Source organism: Oceanidesulfovibrio marinus (assembly GCF_013085545.1).
GTDB lineage: Bacteria > Desulfobacterota > Desulfovibrionia > Desulfovibrionales > Desulfovibrionaceae > Oceanidesulfovibrio > Oceanidesulfovibrio marinus.
In genome coordinates this window covers 113,704-132,183 of the sequence record NZ_CP039543.1, presented here as the reverse complement: position 1 = coordinate 132,183, position 18,480 = coordinate 113,704, and the positions used below count along the sequence as shown (strand labels likewise).

The following is an 18,480-nucleotide window of genomic DNA, read 5'->3' as shown; positions in this document are numbered from 1 at the left end:
GTCATGTACGACGATAAAGAACTACAAGAATATAGAGACTTACTGAAGCCGCCGGACCACTTCGAGGAGGGCTTCGACTGGAAGACCATCATCGGGGCCGTGTTCATCGGCTTCCTGATGATGCCGGGCTCCATGTACCTCCAGCTCGTCATCGGCCAGGGCATCGGTCCGGCCGCGCGCTGGGTCACCATCATCCTCTTCGCCGAGATCGCCAAGCGATCCTACACCGAGCTGAAGCAGCAGGAGATATTCCTGCTCTACTACATGGCGGGCGCGGCCCTGGCCTCGCCGTTCTCGGGCCTGCTATGGAACCAGTACCTTGTACAGTCCGACGCGGCCAAAATGCTGGGGCTCACGGAGTTCATTCCCACGTGGGTAGCGCCGCCGCCCGGCTCGGACTCGCTGCTGGACCGGACCTTCTTCCACCGCGACTGGCTCATACCCATACTTCTGCTCGTGGGCTCGCAGCTCATCCAGCGTGTGGACCACTTCGGCCTGGGCTACGCGCTGTATCGCATCACCTCGGACGTGGAGAAGCTGCCCTTCCCCATGGCCCCTGTGGGCGCGCTGGGCACCATGGCCCTGGCCGAGTCCACCGAGGACAAGAAGACCGGCTGGAAGTGGCGCATCTTCTCCATCGGCGGGGTTATCGGGCTGTTGTTCGGCGCGGTGTACGTGCTCTTGCCGGCGCTATCCGGCCTGCTCTTTACCGAGCCCATACGGCTGATCCCCATACCATGGATCGAGCTGACCCGGTACACCGAGGACAGCCTGCCGGCCGTGGCCACCGGTCTGCAGCTGGACCTGGGCCTGGTCTTCATCGGCATGGTGCTGCCGTTCTGGGCGGTCATCGGCGGTCTGGTGGGTCTGGTCATCACCATCATCGCCAACCCCATTCTGCACAGCTACGGCGTCCTGCACCGCTGGCACCAGGGCATGGCCACGGTGGAGACGGTCTTTGCCAACAACTTCGACTTCTACATGAGCTTCGGCATCGGCCTGGGCCTGGCCATCGGCGTCATCGGCGTCTATCACGTGGTCAAGTCGTTCCGCAGCTCGTCCGGCAAGCTGGACTTCTCCATACTCTTCAACCCGCCCAAGGACCGCGGGGACATCAACTTCTGGGTCTCCATCGCCATCTACGTGGTCTCCACCCTGGCCTACGTGGGGCTGTGCCTCTTCCTGGTGCCCGACTTCCCGTGGTACTTCTTCATTATCTACGGCTTCCTGTACACGCCCATCATCTCGTACATCACGGCGCGCATGGAGGGTATCGCCGGCCAGTTCGTCAGCCTGCCGCTGGTGCGGGAGGCCAGCTTCATCGCCGGGGCCAAGTACTTCGGCTACCAGGGCATCGAGATCTGGTACGCGCCCATCCCCATCCACAACTACGGCGAGGCCACGGTGCACTTCCGCGAGATCGAGCTCACCGGCACCAGCCTGCGCGGCATCATCAAGGCCGAGATCGTGGTCTTCCCCGTGGTCATGATCGCCTCGCTGCTGTTCTCGCAGTTCCTGTGGAGACTGGCGCCCATCCCCTCGGGCAGCTACCCCTACGCCCAGGAGCTGTGGCACCTCCAGGCGCTCAACGGCCTCTTGCTGCAGACATCCACACTGGAAGGCAACTCCCTGTTCTTCCAGGCTCTTTCCGTCAAGACGCTGAGCGCCGGCCTGGGCTTCGGGCTGATCACCTACTTCCTGCTCAACCTCTTTGGCCTGCCTGTGCTGCTGATCTACGGCGTTGTCCGCGGCCTGGGCCAGTCCACGCCCCACGGCATCATCCTGGAGGTTCTGGGCGCGCTGCTCGGACGCTTTTACTTCCTCAAGAAATATGGGAAAAACTGGAGACACTACGCGCCGGTGCTGCTGGCCGGGTTCTCCTGCGGCATGGGTCTGGCCGGTATGTTCGCCATGGGCTGCACGCTGATCCTCAAATCACTGGGAAGGCTGGCGTACTGACCGTTGCAACACACAACACGCCGACAAGGCGGAAGTGCGGATCATGAGCTCCAGGCACAAGAAAAAACTGCTCTTCTATGTCAAGGAGCAGAAGTGCGACTTTTCGAGCTACACTGAGCAACTCAAGCAGTTCGCCGAAGAGCACGGGCTCTCCAAAAAATTTTCGTACCAGACCGCCCTGATCATCGACGAGGTGGTCACCAACACGGCGGCCTATGGCTACGGGGATTGCCATAAGCATTGCATCAGTGTGGACCTGCATCTGGAAGGCGATGTTCTCATCATCATCATTATGGACAAGGCGCAGCCCTTCGATATAACCACTGCCCCGCTGCCGGAGCTGCACATCCCGGTGGAAAAGCGGGCCAAGCCCGTGGGCGGCATGGGCATACATCTCGTAAAAAGTCTCGTGGACTCGGTGGAATACCGCCGGGAGGACGGCAAAAACATTCTGGAACTGCGTAAGACTATCACCCCGGACGATAAGATACGTCGCCCCTGATCCGGAAAAGGCAAGGAGCACTCGCATATGTCCGTAACCAACAGCCAGGAAGGCGCCGTCACCATCATCACAGTGAGCGGCCGCCTGGATTCCAATGAAAGCCAGGGCCTTGAGGAAAAGGTCGTCGAAGTCCTGGAGCTGGGAGGGTCCAAGCTGCTCTTCGACTTCAACGATCTGGAGTACATCAACAGCTCCGGTCTGCGAATCCTCGTCATGGCCTACCAGCGCCTGAAGAAAAAAACCGACGGCACCGTGGCCATCTGCGGCTTGCGGGACTACATCCAGGAGATCTTCGAGATCTCCGGCTACGACAGGCTCTTCCTTATCTTCCGCAACAAAGAGGACGCCCTGACCAAAATCTAGGTTCCGTCCGCATCCCAGGAAAAGCGAAAGCCCACCGCCTTTGTCCAGGCAGCGGGCTTTTTTTCATGGCGTTCGATGCCGGTCGGAGTTGCCGCATCGTTGCAGAAGAGGACGAGTGCTAGAACTTCATGATGCCGAAGTTCATGTCGAAGTTCTTCTTGCTCTGCTTGCGATAGTCGCTGGCGCTCGTGGGGTCCACGGGCTTTTCCTGGCCGCCCATCATCTCGGTGATGCCGTCGTCGGTCTTTCCGCCCTCGGTCTCTACATACCAGTAGTACTTGGGCTTGTCCTTGAAGTAGACCATATACAGACGCTTGTTGCCATCATCCTTGAGAAAGGTCTTACGCTTGCACATGGTTATGGAGTTGTCCTTCATCACGCCCATGTCCAACTCCTCGGCCAGGGTCCAGTCGGAAATGTCCGGGAAGGGATGGAGCTCGTCAACGATGTGGCGATCCTCGGGGATTTCCAGAATCTCGAAGGCGCTGGCGCGCATGGCCGTAAGGGCCAGGACCAGCGCGGTAACGGCAACCAGGACGGCGAGGAGCCACGGCAGGCGGTTCTTCATGGCCTGGGGGTAGCGTTTCGCGTCAGTCCTTTCAAAGCGTAAGGATTTCTTTCGAATAGATTTCATTACAACCGCTCTCTTTGGATTGGATCGAATTGCGGGCGGGTCCACTGGTGCTCCGGCGTGGTCCTGTTTTCCGCGCGTGCAATCCATTCATAGACATTTCCAAGCTGCTGGCAAGTCTCGATCGCGATATCCCAGCCCAAAACCGCAGCATCTTCCTGACATCTACCCGCACTATTACCTGTCCAGGCCGCGGATGCAGATCATGGTCACGTCGTCGGCCGGTTGGTTGGAGCCGCGGAACCCGGCCACGTCCCGGACCACAGCGTCGAGCATCTGGCGCGGCCCATGCTGCGCTTTTGCCGCGATGCACTGCCTGAACCGCTGCTTGCCGTACATCTCGCCGGCCGGGTTCTGCGTTTCCCAGACGCCGTCCGTGGCCAGGACCACGACCTCGCCCGCTTCCAGAGCCGGCCGCTCGCGCTCCTCATATCGCGTATCTTCGACCACGCCGAGCGGCACGCCCTTGCCGCCGAGCTCGGAGAACGATCCGCTCCGCGTGTCATAGACAAGGGCCGCGTCGTGCCCGGCCGTCACCCAGCGCAGGCGGCCGCTCTGTTTGTGGATCATCAGCCCGAACAGGGTCATGAAGTTGCCCGTCTCTCCGGCGTCGATCTCCACCAGGCGGTTCACGTCGTGCAGACTGGCGGCCAGCCCGTCCGCCATGCTCAGGCGCATGCGGATGAACGCCCGGATGGTCGCCATGAGCAGGGCCGCGCCAACCCCGTGGCCGGTCACGTCGCCCACGATGACGCAGAGGCTGCCGCCGTCCGGGTCGGCGCTCTCTATGAAATCGTAATAGTCGCCGCCTGTCTCGTCGCTGTAGATGCACGCGGCGGCGAGCTCGATCCCCGGCATCTCAGGCACGCCCGAGGGCAAGAGCTTCTGCTGGATCTGCTGCGCCACGACCATGGCCTGCTGCAATCGCAACCGGTCCCGCAGCTTGTCGATCATCGAGTTCGTATGGTCCGCGATGAACCCGAACTCGTCGTTGGTGGTCACCGGCACGAACACGTCGAGATCGCCCAGGCTGACCTTTTCCAGCGCGCTCGTCTGGCTGTTGAAGAACAGGTTGAGGTTGCGCGAGTAGGAGTAGATCAGGTTGACCACCAGGAGCATGAGCACGCCCATGACAAAGGCTATCTCGATGAGCACGCTGCGCTGGAACATGGCCAGGGTCTCGGCCGAGAAGCCGGCCTGGCCGAGCCACAGGAGGTCGCCGAGAATGACCAGAGTCACGATGGCCGCGAAAAGGAGCATGACCACCGTGGCCAGCAGGAAGAACTTGCGCGTGAGCGGCGAGAACTCCCGGCTCGCCAGACTGCGCAGCCCATTTTGCAGGGCAAAGCGCACAAGCGCGCGCTCGCGCTCCAGGGACAGGTCGATGGAGGCGAACAGCCCCACGGTGAACACTCCGAGCACCAGCTTGCCGCCGCTGCCTGCAAAGGGAAAGCCCATGGTCAGCCAGTTGTAGGCAGCCATGCCCAGGGCCGCGGCCACGTAGAGCGCCATGTCGAGGAAGAACTGGCGCCCGGGCTGCTTCATGGGCGGTTGCGCGTCCACGACAAGCTTCATGAGCGGCCAGCGCAGGATCTGGACAATGCCCAGGAACACCGCCACGATCAGCGCCAGCTCTCCAACAGAGAGGGTTACCAGAAAGGGGCAGACCTGCCCGCCGTAAACCGAAATGACGCCCACGGTGAACAGGTAGTAGGCCGCAGCCCGATATGATCCGACGTGTCGCATGGTGCCTCCGCGGAGGTAGTGAACCAAACTCCCATGATATACGACATGGCAGGAGAGGCAACAAGCCGTATGGACAACACCCATTGTTCAGGGTATTTTTCGACCACCATGAAAACCAAGATCATGCCTTTCTTCACGGTCCTGCTCGTTGCGTTGCTCGTCCCGGCAATCGCCTATGCCGAGCTGCCTCGCTCCATCCTTGGCCTGACCCTGGGCGAGAACGTCAAAAAATACGAGAACCTGCTCTGGATGAACGGCGCGACCAAACTTTCGGACACGCCCTTCCTTACGGAAGTGAACATCCGCGACACCGCCTTCCCCGGCATTCGCGGCGGCAGCGTCACCTATGGCAACTGCGCCCATCCTGGCATGCTCATCGGGCTCAAGCTCAAGTTCGACGACAAGGACCCCAGCCTCTTCGACCAGCTCTACGACCTCTACGAGAAGAAGTTCGGCAAGCCGGACGAGTGGCAGGGCGACGCCTTCCACACCGTGCGTTCCTGGAAATGGATGGTCACCGAAGGCGACCAGCGCATCAACATCGTGCTCACCTACAGCAAGGACCCCACCATGCGGCCCGGCGTTTCCATCAAGATGGTGATGCACACCACATGGATGGAGGAGTACGATTGCTACAACGCCAAGATCGGCGAGAAGCATCCTCCGGCAAAGCCCATGCCCGCATCCAAGCTCAATCTGCAGGATTACGTGCCCCACGCGCCGTAGCGTCTCCGGGCGCCTGGCGGCGTTCCTCGCATGACCGCGCTCGCACAAACCTCCGCCCCTCGCTTTGCCTGGGCCGGGTTCTCCCTGCACATCCCTGCCGGCTGGAACCCCGTGGCCCTGGAAAAGGACTTTGTCCGCTTCGAGGACGGCGGCGGCCCCCGGCTGGAGTGCCGCTGGCAACCCACCGAAGGGGCGTACCGGCTGGAGCGCCATCTTTCCAAGGCGGCCTCGCAGATGAAACGCGCCGCGGCGTTCCGGACAGACGGCGTCGAACTACCCGCCCTGTTTCTGGACGCCCTGCAACGCCTGGAGGAACACGGCTTCACAGCCAAGCCCTTTGCCTGGACCGATGCAGCTGGCGAGGCGGCCAACCCCGGCGCTCTGCTCCACCATGCCGAATCGGGCATCGCCGTGATTATCCGCGCATTCCCCAGGGCAGAGGCGGATGAGGACACGGAGCTTGCCGACGCCCTGGCCACGGCGCGTTGCCATCCGCGCAATGCGGACAGGCTCTGGTCCGTGTTCGGCGTGCGCGTGTGGTTGCCCGGCACGCTCTATCTCAAGACCTTTTCCTTCAAGCCCGGCCACTTCCGCATGGAGTTCCTGAACAGCCGCCGCGTCCACCTTGTGCTGGAGCGTCTGGGGCCAGCGCAGTTCGCCCTCAAGGGAAGCAGTCTGGAAGAGTGGGCCGCGGGGTTCTTCAAGTCCATCAACCTGCGGTCGGCCAGGCATGGCCAGGGACCGGACGGCTGGAGCGTGCTGGAAAAACCATGGCCGCGCGGCTTCTTCGGCGCGGTCTCCCGGCGGCTGCCCGGCATCCTGCGCGCGCAGCGCTACCGCCTGGGGCTGCGCCTGGCCGACCAGGAGACCAAAATACTGACCGTGCGCATGGAAGGCCCGGCCCCCCTGCCGGACGGCGCCTTCGAAAAAATCTGTGAATCATATGAAGTGGTTTAGAAAGAAAAAACGGCCCGGCCCACCCGTCATCAGCCGGGCCGAGGCGTTGCAGGCTCGGCCCGTGCACAGCGACCGCGTCTCCGAGGAACGCACCGACGAGGGCTACGCCCGGCTGGTCTACGAGATCCACTACAAGCCGTGGTTCGCCAAGGCGGCGCAACGCATGGGCAAGTGGGACGACAGGCCCATGATCAAACGGCTGGAGCTGGACGAGATGGGCACCCGCGCCTGGGAGCTCATGGACGGCGAGCGCACCGTGCAGGACATCGTGGACATCTTTGCCGAAACGTACCGGCTGGAGCCGCGGGAGTCCGAGATATCCGTGACGGCCTTCATCAAGGACCTGGGCCAGCGCGGCCTTATCGCCCTGCTGGACCGGGTGTGCCCCCCTCAAGACGGACGAAAGTCCTCATAAGAGCGGAACCGCTCCCACACCGAGAGAGCACGCGCCCTAGAGCAGGCGCATGCCGCCTTGGGTGATGCCTGGCGGATCAGCCGGCAGACGCCGGCTCGGGTCTGAGAAACGGCGAAAAGGGGCCTCGCACGGCAGGCCGTTCAGAAATCACGCAGGCAAGACGCAAGAGAAGTGCAAGGCTGACGCGTACAACGATGCGCGAAGGTTCGAACTTCCCGCAGCCACAGCCAGCAGAAAACTTTCAGCAGCCTGCTACGCTTCCGGGTAGAGCGCCGGAGCGTCCACACCCTGGGCGATGAGGCCTGCTGCGAAAAGTCTCCAGGAGGCGTCGGCCTGGCCCTGCATGTCGAACTCGCCGCGGTGCAGGTAGTTCATCAGCGCGCCGGGTTGGAACAGCCCGAGGAACATGATGCCCAGCTTGGATGCGGAGATGTCCGTGCGGATGAGGCCCTGCTCCTGTCCCTGGGCCATGATGCGAGCCACGGCGTCGGTGAACTCCTCCATGATCTCGCGCAGCCGGATCTGCTTTTCCGGGTGGCGCATGGAAAGATCGTCGGAGAAGAAGAAACGCGGCGCGCCGAACCCCCGGACCCCGATGACGTGCACCTGCATGCGCAGCAACGCGGCGAGCTTGTCCAGGGAGTCGCCCTCCGCGCTCAGGGCGCGTTGGACATTGCCATGCAGGGCGTCGGCCACGAGCTCCAGAATGGCGTCCAGGATGGCGGCCTTGTCCGGGAAGTGCCGGTACAGGCCGGATGGCGTGAGGCCCACCTTGGCGGCAAGGCGTTTGACGGTCAGCGCGCGATAACCGCGCGTGGAAACCAGATCCAGCGCAGCCTGTGCAATCTGCTCGCGGCGGGTCTTGTTATCCAGCCGTGGCGCGCGTTCCCGCCGGGTTTTTTGTACGATTTCAGAATGCGGCATATTGACGTTCTCCTCGTGAACAGTAATTCACTTTAGAGAATACACGACCTAATGTCAAGAACTGTAAAGGTCCTGCAACAATTTGTCCACAGTTCGTGATATAAATCACCCGGCGCGTTCTACGGCTCGATCTTGGACAGGCTGTTTTCCTCGCCTATGGTCACCAGCAGATCACCCTCAAAGAGCATCTTGTCCGCGTTGGGAACAAAGCTGTAGTCCGTCTCGTCGTGGCGCTTCACGGCCACGACCTGCAGCCCATACTTGTTGGTCAGGTCCAGGTCCCGCAGGGACTGGCCGCTCCAGTTCTTGACCGCGAGCTCCTGCAGGGTGATGCCGCTGCCCAGGGGCAGGTACTGCACAAGGCCTGGCACGCCGATGCGGTGGGCAAGCTGCCGCGCCACGAAGCGCTCCGGAAAGACCACGAAGTCCGCCCCCAGCTTGCGCAGAATCTTCTCGTGGTCCTCGCTTATGGCCTTGACCCAGACATGGTTCACCCCGAGCTCCTTGAGGTTCAGGGTGATGAGGATGGATGCCTCCATGGAGTGGCCGCTGGAAACCACCACGTAGGGCAGCTGGTCGAATCCGAGCTGCTGCAGCGCCACGCGGTCCATGGCGTCGGCCTGGTACACCTGGGAGACGATGCCGCGCGCTGCGCTGACCTTGGTCTCTGATTTGTCGATGCCGATGATGCTGTGGCCAAGCTCCACGAGCGCTTCGGCAATGCCCATGCCGAACTTGCCCAGCCCGACGATTCCGACTTCCAACTTGCTTGCCATTGTCGTCTCCTGAACCGCGCTAGCCGATCATCAGCCCTTCCTCGGGCCAGGAGTAGCGCGGTTTGGTCTGCCACTCCTGCAGAGCGGTCAGAAAAAGGATGGGGCCCAGCCGGCCCACAAACATGAGCATAATGATGATCGCACGGCCCGTGTCCGACAGCTTTGCGGTGATTCCCGTGGACAGGCCCACGGTGCCGAAAGCCGAGACCACCTCGAACAGCAGCTCCAGGAACGAGCCGCGGTGCAGCCCTTCCGCGCCCAGGTGCGCCTCGGTGATGGAGAGCACCAGGGTGGCGAAGGCCACGGTCAGGCTCGCCATGATGGTCAGCGTGATGGCCTTGTTCATGGTCTCGCGGTCCAGAGCGCGCGAGCCAACCACGGTCTGCGACCGGCCCTTGATCTGCGAAACCACGAAGCCGACCACGGCGCGGGCCGTGGTGGTCTTGATGCCGCCTGCGGTGGAGCCTGGCGAGCCGCCCACGTACATGAGCATCATCATGAACACCAGGGCGATGTTGCTCATGGCGCCGATGTCCAGGGTGTTGAACCCGGCTGTACGGCACGTCACGGACTGGAACAGGGCGTGGAGTATGCGGTTCCATAGTGGAATGTGTGTTTCCGCCGGGCCGAAGAGCTCGCCCAGGAAGATGGTGCCCGTCCCGACAACCACCAGGACGGCGCTGGTGCTGAGCACGGTGCGGGTGTGGAACGACAGGCGCGCCACCTTGTGTCCGCGCGCCCTGTGCACGCCCTTGTGCATGAGCTCGTTGACCACGGTGAAGCCGAGACCGCCGATGGTGATGAGCACCATGATCACCACGTTGACGCCGATGTTGGTGTCGTAGCCCATCAGGCTGTCCGGATAGAGCGAGAAGCCGGCGTTGCAGAAGGCGGAGATGGAGTGGAACGCGGCGGAGAAAAGCGGAAAACCCTCGGGCTCCAGCAGCCACAACGCAAGGCAGCCCAACGCTTCCAGCACCAGCGCGCCGGTGACCACGCGGAAGAGGAAGCGGCCCAGGTCAAAGGCCGGGTCGTGCAACAGGCTCTGCCCCACGGCCAGACGGTCCGTCAGGGAGATGCGCCGGCGCAGCAGAATGAGCGCAAGGCTGGTGTACGTCATGATGCCCAGGCCGCCGAGCTGGATGAGCAGCAAAATGACGGTCTGGCCCAGGGGCGAGAAGAACTGCCCCGTATCCACAACGATCAGACCTGTGACGCACACGGCCGATGTGGACGTGAACAGCGCGTCGATGGGCCGGATGGACTCGCCGTTGAGGCACGCCGGATGGCTCAACGCCAATGCGCCCAGAGCGATGGCAAGCCCGAAGGCATAAATGGGCAGGGAGAAAGGCGTAATGAGCCTTTTTTGAGGGGGCATCGGATATCTTGATTCGTTTAGGGCCGGCCTGAAACGGCCGGGTTACGCCGGGCCGGCGCGCCTGTATGCGTTGGCGCGGGCCACACGCCTGCGGTTTTCAATTCTTGACGCTGGAATACACCCACTGTACTAGCTTGGTTTCCGTGTTGAGTCAGCGAGGCGTAGCCGAACATTTCGAGCTATCTCCGCCGTTCGCGAGCCAACACCCTTCCTACCATGTCTCGCCGCTGCGCGAAAGGAGGACGGCCGACTGTTGCACGGCCCGACCCGCATGTGGGCACCGCGTAAGGCTACCGCGTCGCCCGCTCTCATAGACCTTGCCTTGCATCAGGGCAAGCCCCCCGGAGCGTTTATCACATGACAAACGCAACCAAGCCGTAACTACTTGTTCATCCAGAACATACAAGGACTGTACCCTCATGCGCCCTTCTCCCTTTGCCCTGGAACGATTTTTCGCCGAGCACGAGTTCACCGCGCCCCATCTCCTGTGCTGCTCGGACTGCGAGTCGGTGCGTGTGGAGGACCTGACCAGCGCCAGCCCTGACGGTCTGCAGGGGCTGCTGGACCTCTCGCTGCGATATGGCGACTCCCATGGCGAGCCTGGCCTGCGCGAGGCCATAGCCAGGCTGTATACGACCATCGAAGCGCGGAACGTGCTCGTCTTCACCGGCGCGGAGGAGGCCATCTACGCCTTTGTCCACGGCGTGCTCAATCCCGGCGACCACGTCATCGCCACCACGCCGTGCTATCAGTCCTTTACGGAGCTGCCCACCGCGGCCGGTTGCCGGCTCACGCCCTGGCCCATGCTGCCGGAAAACTGCTTCGCTCCGGACCCGGATCTGCCGGCCCGGGAGTTCACGGACGCCACCCGCGCCGTTCTTGTGAACTTCCCGCACAACCCCACGGGCTACCTGCCGCCGGTTGAGTTTTTCACGGACCTCGCGGCGTCCTGCGCCGATCGCGGGGCCATCCTTTTCTCGGACGAGGTCTACCGCTTCCTGGAGTACAACACAGCCAACAGGCTTCCGGCAGCGTGCGACATCTCGAAATCGGCCGTGTCCCTGGGCGTGCTCTCCAAGTCCTTCGGTCTGCCCGGCCTGCGTGTAGGCTGGGTGGCCACGCACAACGAGAAGGTTCTGAAGCAGATGGCCGCAATGAAGGACTACCTCTCCATTTGCGGCAGCCGCCCTTCCGAGTATCTGGCTCAGCTCGCCCTGGCCAGCCAGGAGCGCCTCATCGCGCGCAACAGGCGAATCATCGTGGAGAACCTCGCGTTGCTCACCAGCCTCTTCAAACGCCGCGATGATCTCTTCGCCTGGACCCTGCCGGCGGCCGGACCACTGGTGTTCCCGTCCATAATCTCCTCCCGCTTCGGCGGCGGCACTCCGCCCGACTCCGAGGTTTTCGCCGACCGCCTGCTCAAGGAAGCCGGCGTGCTGGTGGCTCCGGGCTCGCTGTTCGGCATGCCCGGTCCGCACTTCCGCGTAGGCGTCGGCCGGCTGGACATGCGGCCCGCCCTGGCCCGGATGGAAGCCTGGGTGGACACTGCGGTCCCGCCGGAATAGTCTGCCGCCCGGCGCCGGGCAGAACGCGCGAGACGCCGCGGCAGGGCCTTCCGGCGAGAACCATGCCTGCGGCTTCCACAGCTTCGCCGCGCTTGCCGGGGTTGTCTTCCGGCGTATGAGTGCCTAATTTTATTTGTTGAACCAACAAACGCACATCAATCAGACCAAGGACCCACCGTTGAGTATCACCGTCAAGGCCGTTGCCTATACCGATCCGGAGATGAAGGACTTTTTGCGGATGCCCTACCAGGTGCAGGGCGACAATCCGCTGTACGTGCCGCCGCTGATGATCCAGCAGAAGGACGTGCTCGATCCGAAAAAGGGGCCGTTCCACAAGTACGGCACGGCGCAGTACTTCGTTGCCTACGACAACGGCCGACCCGTGGGCCGGCTCTCCGCCCACCTGAACCCCCGGCACGAGAAGCTGCACTCCCCGGACGATGGGTTCTTCGGCTTCTTCGAGTGCGAGAACAACCCGGAGGCGTCCAGAGCGCTGTTCGACGCCGCCGCCGGGTGGCTCGCCAAGCACGGCAAAAAGGTCATCCTCGGCCCCATGGGCTTTGGCATATACGAGGATGTCGGCATCCTCATCGACGGATTCGACACCATGCCCGCCCTGCTGCAGACCCATAACCCGCCCTACTACCAGGATCTTGTGAAGAGCTACGGCTTCACCAAGGCGCAGGACTGGGTGGCGTTCGGCGGCCTGCCCAAACCGGACCTGCCCATCCGCGGCAACTTTGAAGAGAAGATTCCCAAGATTCTGGAGCAGACCGGCTACACCATGCGCCAGCCCACGGCCGACGAGATCATCTCCCGCTCGGACGAGGCGCTCAAGCTCTTCAACGACGCCTGGGGCCCCAACTGGGGCCACGTGCCTTTTACCAGTGAGGAGTTCAAGCACATCCTCAAGGAGCTCAAGCCGGTGCTGCGGCCCAACCTGATGCGCGCGGCGTTCGACGAGAACGACGAGATGATCGCCTACCTCATCAACGCGCCGGACATTAACCCGGCCATCCGCGCCATGCACGGCCGGCTCACGCCGTGGGGCATCGCCCGGCTGTACTGGGAGGCGAGGTACCGCACGCCGCACCGCATCCGCAGCCTGATCATGGGCGTGCGCAAGGAGCACCAGGGCCGGCGCATCCATCTGGCGCTGATGATGTCCATCTACCTGGAGTTTCTGAAGTTCCCGCTGGAGAACTGGGACTGCTCGCTCATTGCGGAATCCAACCGCGCCACCCTGCGCGCCTACAGGGTCTTCGAGGCCGAGATCTACAAGACGTGGCGGATCTACAGCTACACCATGCAGAGCTGATCCAGCCGGATCCCGCACGCTCCTCACTTATGGGACGCGCAGGGGCTTCCGGATGCGGCTGTAGACCAGTCCCCGGCCCATGGCTGTACAGCCCACCGCGCACCGCCCCTCCTGATGCGCATCCGGAAGAATGATTCCCAGCGCCGCGGCTTTATTGCCCGCGGCGCTTTTTCGCTGTAGGTTCACAGGGATGCGTGCCGGACAGCCGGCGCATTGCCCGAATATCCTGCGACAGCGGAGCGCCCATGGACATCCTCTTTCTCGGCAAACGCGGCGACAGCCAGTGCGAGGCAGCCGCGGAGTTCCTGGCCACGACCTGCGAGAACACCGCCATCGTATACGCCGCCCTGGGCGAGCCCCTGCCCGAGGAGCTTGGCTCCTGGCAGGGCGACTATATCCTCTCCTACCTCTGCCCGTGGGTGCTGCCCGCGAACATCCTGGAGCGCGCCAGCCGCGCCAGCCTGAACTTCCACCCCGGACCGCCCGAGTATCCCGGCGCCGGCTGCACCAACATGGCGCTCTACCACGAGGTGGCCGAGTACGGCGTGACCTGCCACCACATGATCCCCCGCGTGGACGCCGGCCCCGTCGTGCAGGTGCGGCGCTTCCCCGTCTTTCCGGCCGACACGGTGCTGACCCTCACCCGGCGCTGCCACGCGCACATCGCGGCCATGTTCTACGACATCGTCTCGATAATCCTGCTGGGCGAGGCCCTGCCCGCCAGCGAGGAGAGCTGGACCCGCGCCGCATACACACGCAAGGACCTGGACGCGCTGAAGGTGGTGACGCCGGAGATGGACGAGGCCGAGGTGGCCCGGCGCATCCGCGCCACCACGTATCCCGGCTGGGACGGCGCGCGCGTGGAGCTGCACGGACGCCGTTTCTATCTGGAGGGGTCCGCCCCGAAAACCAAGGACAACAAGTCATGAGCGAGTACTTGATCAGCGAGGAGCTGCCCCGGCGGTTCCGTAGCGAGTTCCCGGCCCTGGAGGAGTACGCCTACCTGAACCACGCGTCCGTTTCCCCCCTGCCGATGCGTAGCGCCGAGGCCACCAAGCGCTACCTGGACGACCGCATGCGATACGGCAGCCTGCACTTCGAAGACTGGCTGGCCGCACGCAACGACGCCCGCACCCGCGCCGCGCAGCTCATCAATGCGGACCCCGAAGAAATCGCCTTTACCGGCAACACCTCCCACGGCCTGTCCATCGTGGCCCAGGCGTTGGAGTGGAAACCCGGCGACACGGTGGCGGTCTCGTACCCGGACTTTCCCACGGTGGTATTTCCCTGGCAGAACCTCGCCCGCCGCGGCGTGAAGGTGGCCAAGATCATGCGCCATGGCGGCAGCCTGCGCACCGAGGATGTGGAGCGGGTGCTGGACCAGACCGAGGCCCGGCTGCTGATGGTCGCCTCGGTGGACTTCGCCACCGGCGCGGCGTGCGACCTGGATGCCCTGGGCGCACTCTGTCGCGAACGGGGCACGCTCTTCTGCGTGGACGCCATCCAGAGCCTGGGCGCGGCGCCCATGGACGTACACCGATCCTCCATAGACTTCCTGGCCGCCGGCGGCCACAAGTGGCTCCTCGGCCCCATCGGCTTCGGCATCCTTTACGTGCGCCAATCGCGCGAGGAGCTTCTGCACCCATCCACGGTCGGCTGGTGCAGTGTGGAAGACGGCGAAACCATCACCCTGGACTTCAAGCTGCGGAAGGACGCCGGCCGGTTCGAGCCCGGTACGCAGGACATCGCCTCGCTCTACGGCTTTGCCGCGTCGTTGTCTCTGCTGCAGGAGGCCGGCGTGGAGAACATCCACGCGCACACGCTGGGCCTGGGGCAGTACATCCGGGATTGCTGCGCAGAGCGCGGCCTCGCCCTGGCCTCGCCAGACGGACCGGGGGAACGCTCGGCCATCGTCTCCATCGAGCATCCGGACGCCGATCGCGCCGTGAAGGCGCTTTCTGCGGAAAAGGTGGTGGTGACCCTGCGCGACGGCCGCATCCGCGTAGCGCCGCACCTGGCCAGCACCACCGGGGACATCGACCGCCTCTTCCAGGTGCTGGACGCCGTGTAGCAGACCGCCGGCTACGCCTTGACCACGACCTTGTTGCGGCCGGTTTCCTTGGCCTCGTAGAGGGCGTCGTCCGCGCGTTTGATCAGCTCCTGGAGCGTATCCTCGCTGCCGCCCATCTCTGCAACGCCCAGGCTGGCCGTGACGCACACACGCGCGCCCTCCTCCAGGATAAAGCAGATGTTCTCCAGGGAAGCGCGCACCCGCTCCGCCGCTTCCGCCGCCCCCTGCAGATCCGTCTCCGGCAGCAGCACGGCGAACTCCTCGCCGCCGATGCGGCCGCACAGATCCACGTCGCGCAGGGTCAGGAGCATATGGGCGGCGACCTCCTTCAACACGCGGTCGCCGGTGTCGTGTCCCCAGGTGTCATTGATTTTCTTGAATAAATCCACGTCGAGCATCAGCAGGGACACGGCGACGCCATAGCGCTTGTGGCGCTCGATCTCCTTGCGGCAGCCATCAAAGAAGTGCCTGCGGTTGGCCAGGCCGGTGAGGCTGTCCGTGGTCGCCAGCCGTTGCAGCTCCTTCTCCGCCTCTTTCTGCTCGGTCTTGTCGCGCACGCTGCCCACGGCGTACCAGGCGCCGTGCATCCGGAACGCGGCCACGGCGTGCTCCACAGGGAACACCGTGCCGTCCTTGCGCCGCGCCTGGAACTCGCCGATGCTGCCCACGATGGGGCCTTCCCCGGTTTTGGCGAAATGCGCCGTCCCCGCATCGGCCCTTTTGCGGTCCTCCTCTTCGACCACCAGCACATGCACGTCCATGCCCAGCGCCTCGGCCTCCAAGTAGCCAAACATATTCTCGGCCGCGTGGTTCCAGAACTGAACCGAGCCGTTGCCGTCGATGACGATCATGGCGTCGTGCGAGGCTTCGAGCATGGCCCGGGCCTTGCGCTCGCTCTCGCGCAGCTCCTCCTGGGCCTTCTTGCGCCGGGTGACGTCCACGGTGGATCCGCGATACCCGATTAGCCGGCCGGATTCATCCTCGACCGGCACGGCGCTCAACGCCTGATGGATACGGCGGCCGTCCTTTGTCAGGCCGTCCACCTCCCGGTGGCGGAACGACAGCTTGCGCGCAACGGCGTGGAGGAAGAACTCCGAGTACTCCGACACCTTGTCCGCAGGCATGAGCATCGTGAGCGTCTGGCCAATCAGCTCCTCCGGCGCATAGCCCAGCACCTCGCGCACCATATCCGAGATATACGTAATAACGCCCTTGTCGTCCGTTTCCCAGATGAACACGCCGGCCGCTTCAACAATGGTGCGCATCCGCTCTTCGCTCATGCGCAGCGCCTTTTCGGCCTGATGACGACGCACCATGGTGCGCGCCCACGTCCACATGCCGGCGGCGACAAGCAACAGCGCCGCACCACCTACCCACGGCGCGTAGTCGAGCCATGCCGGAACGATGGCAGCCCACGGAACGTGGTTCACGATGACCCAGCATTCATCCAGCACGGGCAGCACCCTGGACACAACGTTCTTATCCGCCGTGGAGCACACCGTTTCATAGGCGAACAGCCCGTTTTTGGTGACGCGCGTGCCGGATTTGCTGCGGGAGATGTCACTCCAGAGCTCGGGGAACGTTTCCGACAGATCGCCGGAAGACTCCTTGCCAAGCGTCGGACCGCGCAGCTTGGGCCCTTTACTCCGGAACAGGTAATGCCAGCCGGTCGAGGCGAGCTCGTGCTGCGCGATCATCTGCAGGATCATGGAGCCGTCGTAGCCGATCACCACAACGCCGAGCGTGCGCCCATCCTCATCGAGAATCGCCCGGGAAGCGTGCAGCATCGGCGTTCCGGGGCTGAGGCCATTGGCGCCGTCACTGAACTTGATGGATGATATCCAGACGCGCGGGCTGTACTCCAAGGCGCTTACATACCACGGGCTGGCAGCCTGCGAACGCAAGCCGCTCGCCGACATGCCCACGTTTCTGCCGTTGACGTTTTCGACGTGCAGGAGCTCCTGGCCCGAGACGTCCAGCAGGATCATCTGAAAATAAGTGGGATGCTCTTTGGCAAAGAGCATGAAGGCCTTGCGGAGCTCGCGCGGACAGACCGCCAGCTCCTTCATCTCAAGGCATCCGGTGGCGTAGTCAGAAAGAAAGCGGACATCCGCCGCCAAGGCGGCGATCTCGTCCTCGAAGAACTGGCGCTCCAACAGAACAGTGGTGCGCTCGTTGGCTGCAGTCAGCCGCTCCGCCTCGTCGAACTGCGATGTGAGAAACCAGTGAGCCAGGAGAACGAGCACGGCGGCTGTGGGGATGAAGTACGCAAGAAACCGCCGCCAGACCAAGGGCGTAATCTTCTCGTCCAGGATGTCGTAAGCGGCTTTGCGCGCTTCCATTTAACCTCCTTTCAAATCACGGAACGGGGCATCACCCCCCGCCCAAGAGCTGCAGGATCAGCCCGAGAGCTATGAGCCCCAGCGCCACGGCGCGCGGCCCCAGATGTTTCAGGGAGCCGCCCCTGGCCTTGCCTACGGCGGCGAGCACCAACCACACGGCGCCCAGCGCGCCGGCCACTATCCACGGGCAGACCACCAACACGACCAGCGCCACTATGAGGAGGGCGAGCCCCACGGCGAGCACAAGGGGGTTGAGTACCAGCGAGGCGACGAACGCGGCGGACAGCACGCGTGACAAGGGTCGCCCGGCCCGGACAAAACGCATGAGCAGCCCCAGCACCAGGATGAGCACCGAGAAGATGAGCGAGGCGTAGAACACGCTGGTGCGGTTGGCGATGAAGAAGTTCTGCTCGAAAAGCCAGGCGATGATGAGCGAAAGGGAGAAGAGTGTTCCGGCAAAGATGACGGCGAGGAAGAAGAGCGAGCGTCCGCTGCCCGAGTAGGGGTTGAGCAGCAGCAGGTAGTCGCGGAACCCGACCTTTTCTCCAGACTCCAGGGCGGGTTCGTCCTCGGTGGAGCTTCTGGCCTGGCGAGCGTCCTTGGCCAACATGGAGCCCAGCACGCGCAGCACCGCCGCAGGCGACCTGAGCACCTGGATACGCCGGCCCAGCCAGCCGCGAAACGCGCCGCGCCGTTCGTCGGACACCATGTCGGCGAGCACAATGGTCGCTCCACCCGCCACGAGAAGCCATCCCCAAAAGACTAATGACATCGAAACTATCCCGTATGGTTTGGTTTATCGTCTAC

17 protein-coding genes are annotated in these 18,480 nt (G+C 63.4%); 10 read left to right on the top strand and 7 right to left on the bottom strand.

What is annotated here, in order from left to right; genetic code table 11:
* The first annotated feature begins 3 nt into the window (after positions 1-3).
* Genes E8L03_RS00570 through E8L03_RS00560 form a run of 3 tightly spaced genes read left to right on the top strand, consistent with a single transcriptional unit; the run spans position 4 to position 2,824 of the window.
* Positions 4-1,959, top strand: a complete 1,956-nt coding sequence (locus E8L03_RS00570) for an OPT family oligopeptide transporter (protein ID WP_144304907.1) — start codon at positions 4-6, stop codon at positions 1,957-1,959.
* 43 nt (positions 1,960-2,002) lie between these two features.
* The gene (locus E8L03_RS00565; RefSeq protein WP_144304908.1) at positions 2,003-2,461 is read left to right on the top strand and encodes an ATP-binding protein; all 459 of its coding nucleotides are present in this window, start codon (positions 2,003-2,005) and stop codon (positions 2,459-2,461) included.
* A gap of 27 nt (positions 2,462-2,488) precedes the next feature.
* Positions 2,489-2,824 carry an STAS domain-containing protein gene (locus tag E8L03_RS00560; RefSeq protein WP_144304909.1) on the top strand — a complete coding sequence of 112 codons (336 nt, stop codon included), beginning with the start codon at positions 2,489-2,491 and terminating at the stop codon, positions 2,822-2,824.
* Between the two features lie 118 nt (positions 2,825-2,942).
* On the opposite strand, the gene E8L03_RS00555 is transcribed toward E8L03_RS00560, so the two are convergent.
* Positions 2,943-3,458 (bottom strand): hypothetical protein, encoded by a 516-nt coding sequence (locus E8L03_RS00555; protein ID WP_171266265.1) that lies wholly within the window; start codon positions 3,456-3,458, stop codon positions 2,943-2,945.
* Positions 3,459-3,632: 174 nt separating this feature from the next.
* The gene (locus tag E8L03_RS00550; protein ID WP_171266264.1) at positions 3,633-5,201 is read right to left on the bottom strand and encodes a PP2C family protein-serine/threonine phosphatase; all 1,569 of its coding nucleotides are present in this window, start codon (positions 5,199-5,201) and stop codon (positions 3,633-3,635) included.
* 69 nt (positions 5,202-5,270) lie between these two features.
* On the opposite strand from E8L03_RS00550, the gene E8L03_RS00545 reads away from it, so the two are divergent.
* The 3 genes from E8L03_RS00545 to E8L03_RS00535 are packed head-to-tail and all read left to right on the top strand — an operon-like array spanning position 5,271 to position 7,299.
* Positions 5,271-5,927 carry a hypothetical protein gene (locus tag E8L03_RS00545; protein WP_167512408.1) on the top strand — a complete coding sequence of 219 codons (657 nt, stop codon included), beginning with the start codon at positions 5,271-5,273 and terminating at the stop codon, positions 5,925-5,927.
* Positions 5,928-5,957: 30 nt separating this feature from the next.
* Complete coding sequence (locus E8L03_RS00540) at positions 5,958-6,884, top strand: hypothetical protein (protein ID WP_171266263.1); 927 nt, start codon at positions 5,958-5,960, stop codon at positions 6,882-6,884.
* Complete coding sequence (locus E8L03_RS00535) at positions 6,871-7,299, top strand: PqqD family protein (protein WP_144304914.1); 429 nt, start codon at positions 6,871-6,873, stop codon at positions 7,297-7,299. The genes E8L03_RS00540 and E8L03_RS00535 overlap by 14 nt, the downstream gene beginning before the upstream one ends.
* A gap of 252 nt (positions 7,300-7,551) precedes the next feature.
* On the opposite strand, the gene E8L03_RS00530 is transcribed toward E8L03_RS00535, so the two are convergent.
* The 3 genes from E8L03_RS00530 to E8L03_RS00520 form a co-directional block, all read right to left on the bottom strand.
* Positions 7,552-8,223: a TetR/AcrR family transcriptional regulator gene (locus E8L03_RS00530; protein WP_144304915.1), complete on the bottom strand. Its 672-nt coding sequence runs from the start codon at positions 8,221-8,223 to the stop codon at positions 7,552-7,554.
* Positions 8,224-8,342: 119 nt separating this feature from the next.
* A complete protein-coding gene (locus tag E8L03_RS00525; protein ID WP_144304916.1) occupies positions 8,343-8,999 on the bottom strand; it encodes a potassium channel family protein in 657 nt (218 codons plus the stop codon).
* A gap of 19 nt (positions 9,000-9,018) precedes the next feature.
* Positions 9,019-10,377, bottom strand: coding sequence for a TrkH family potassium uptake protein (locus tag E8L03_RS00520; protein WP_144304917.1), 1,359 nt, complete (start codon positions 10,375-10,377; stop codon positions 9,019-9,021).
* Between the two features lie 419 nt (positions 10,378-10,796).
* Here E8L03_RS00520 and E8L03_RS00515 point away from each other — a divergent pair, with 419 nt between their 5' ends.
* The 4 genes from E8L03_RS00515 (at position 10,797) to E8L03_RS00500 (ending at position 15,331) form a co-directional block, all read left to right on the top strand.
* Entirely contained in the window at positions 10,797-11,942 is a 1,146-nt protein-coding gene (locus E8L03_RS00515) for a pyridoxal phosphate-dependent aminotransferase (RefSeq protein WP_144304918.1), read from the top strand.
* Positions 11,943-12,120: 178 nt separating this feature from the next.
* The gene (locus tag E8L03_RS00510; protein ID WP_171266262.1) at positions 12,121-13,260 is read left to right on the top strand and encodes a hypothetical protein; all 1,140 of its coding nucleotides are present in this window, start codon (positions 12,121-12,123) and stop codon (positions 13,258-13,260) included.
* A gap of 245 nt (positions 13,261-13,505) precedes the next feature.
* A complete protein-coding gene (locus E8L03_RS00505; RefSeq protein ID WP_171266261.1) occupies positions 13,506-14,189 on the top strand; it encodes a formyltransferase family protein in 684 nt (227 codons plus the stop codon).
* Entirely contained in the window at positions 14,186-15,331 is a 1,146-nt protein-coding gene (locus tag E8L03_RS00500) for an aminotransferase class V-fold PLP-dependent enzyme (protein WP_144304921.1), read from the top strand. The genes E8L03_RS00505 and E8L03_RS00500 overlap by 4 nt, the downstream gene beginning before the upstream one ends.
* 11 nt (positions 15,332-15,342) lie before the next feature.
* Here E8L03_RS00500 and E8L03_RS00495 read toward each other — a convergent pair whose 3' ends face one another.
* Positions 15,343-17,673 (bottom strand): sensor domain-containing diguanylate cyclase, encoded by a 2,331-nt coding sequence (locus E8L03_RS00495; RefSeq protein WP_171266260.1) that lies wholly within the window; start codon positions 17,671-17,673, stop codon positions 15,343-15,345.
* Positions 17,674-17,704: 31 nt separating this feature from the next.
* Entirely contained in the window at positions 17,705-18,445 is a 741-nt protein-coding gene (locus tag E8L03_RS00490; RefSeq protein ID WP_144304923.1) for a hypothetical protein, read from the bottom strand.
* Positions 18,446-18,480: the final 35 nt, after the last annotated feature.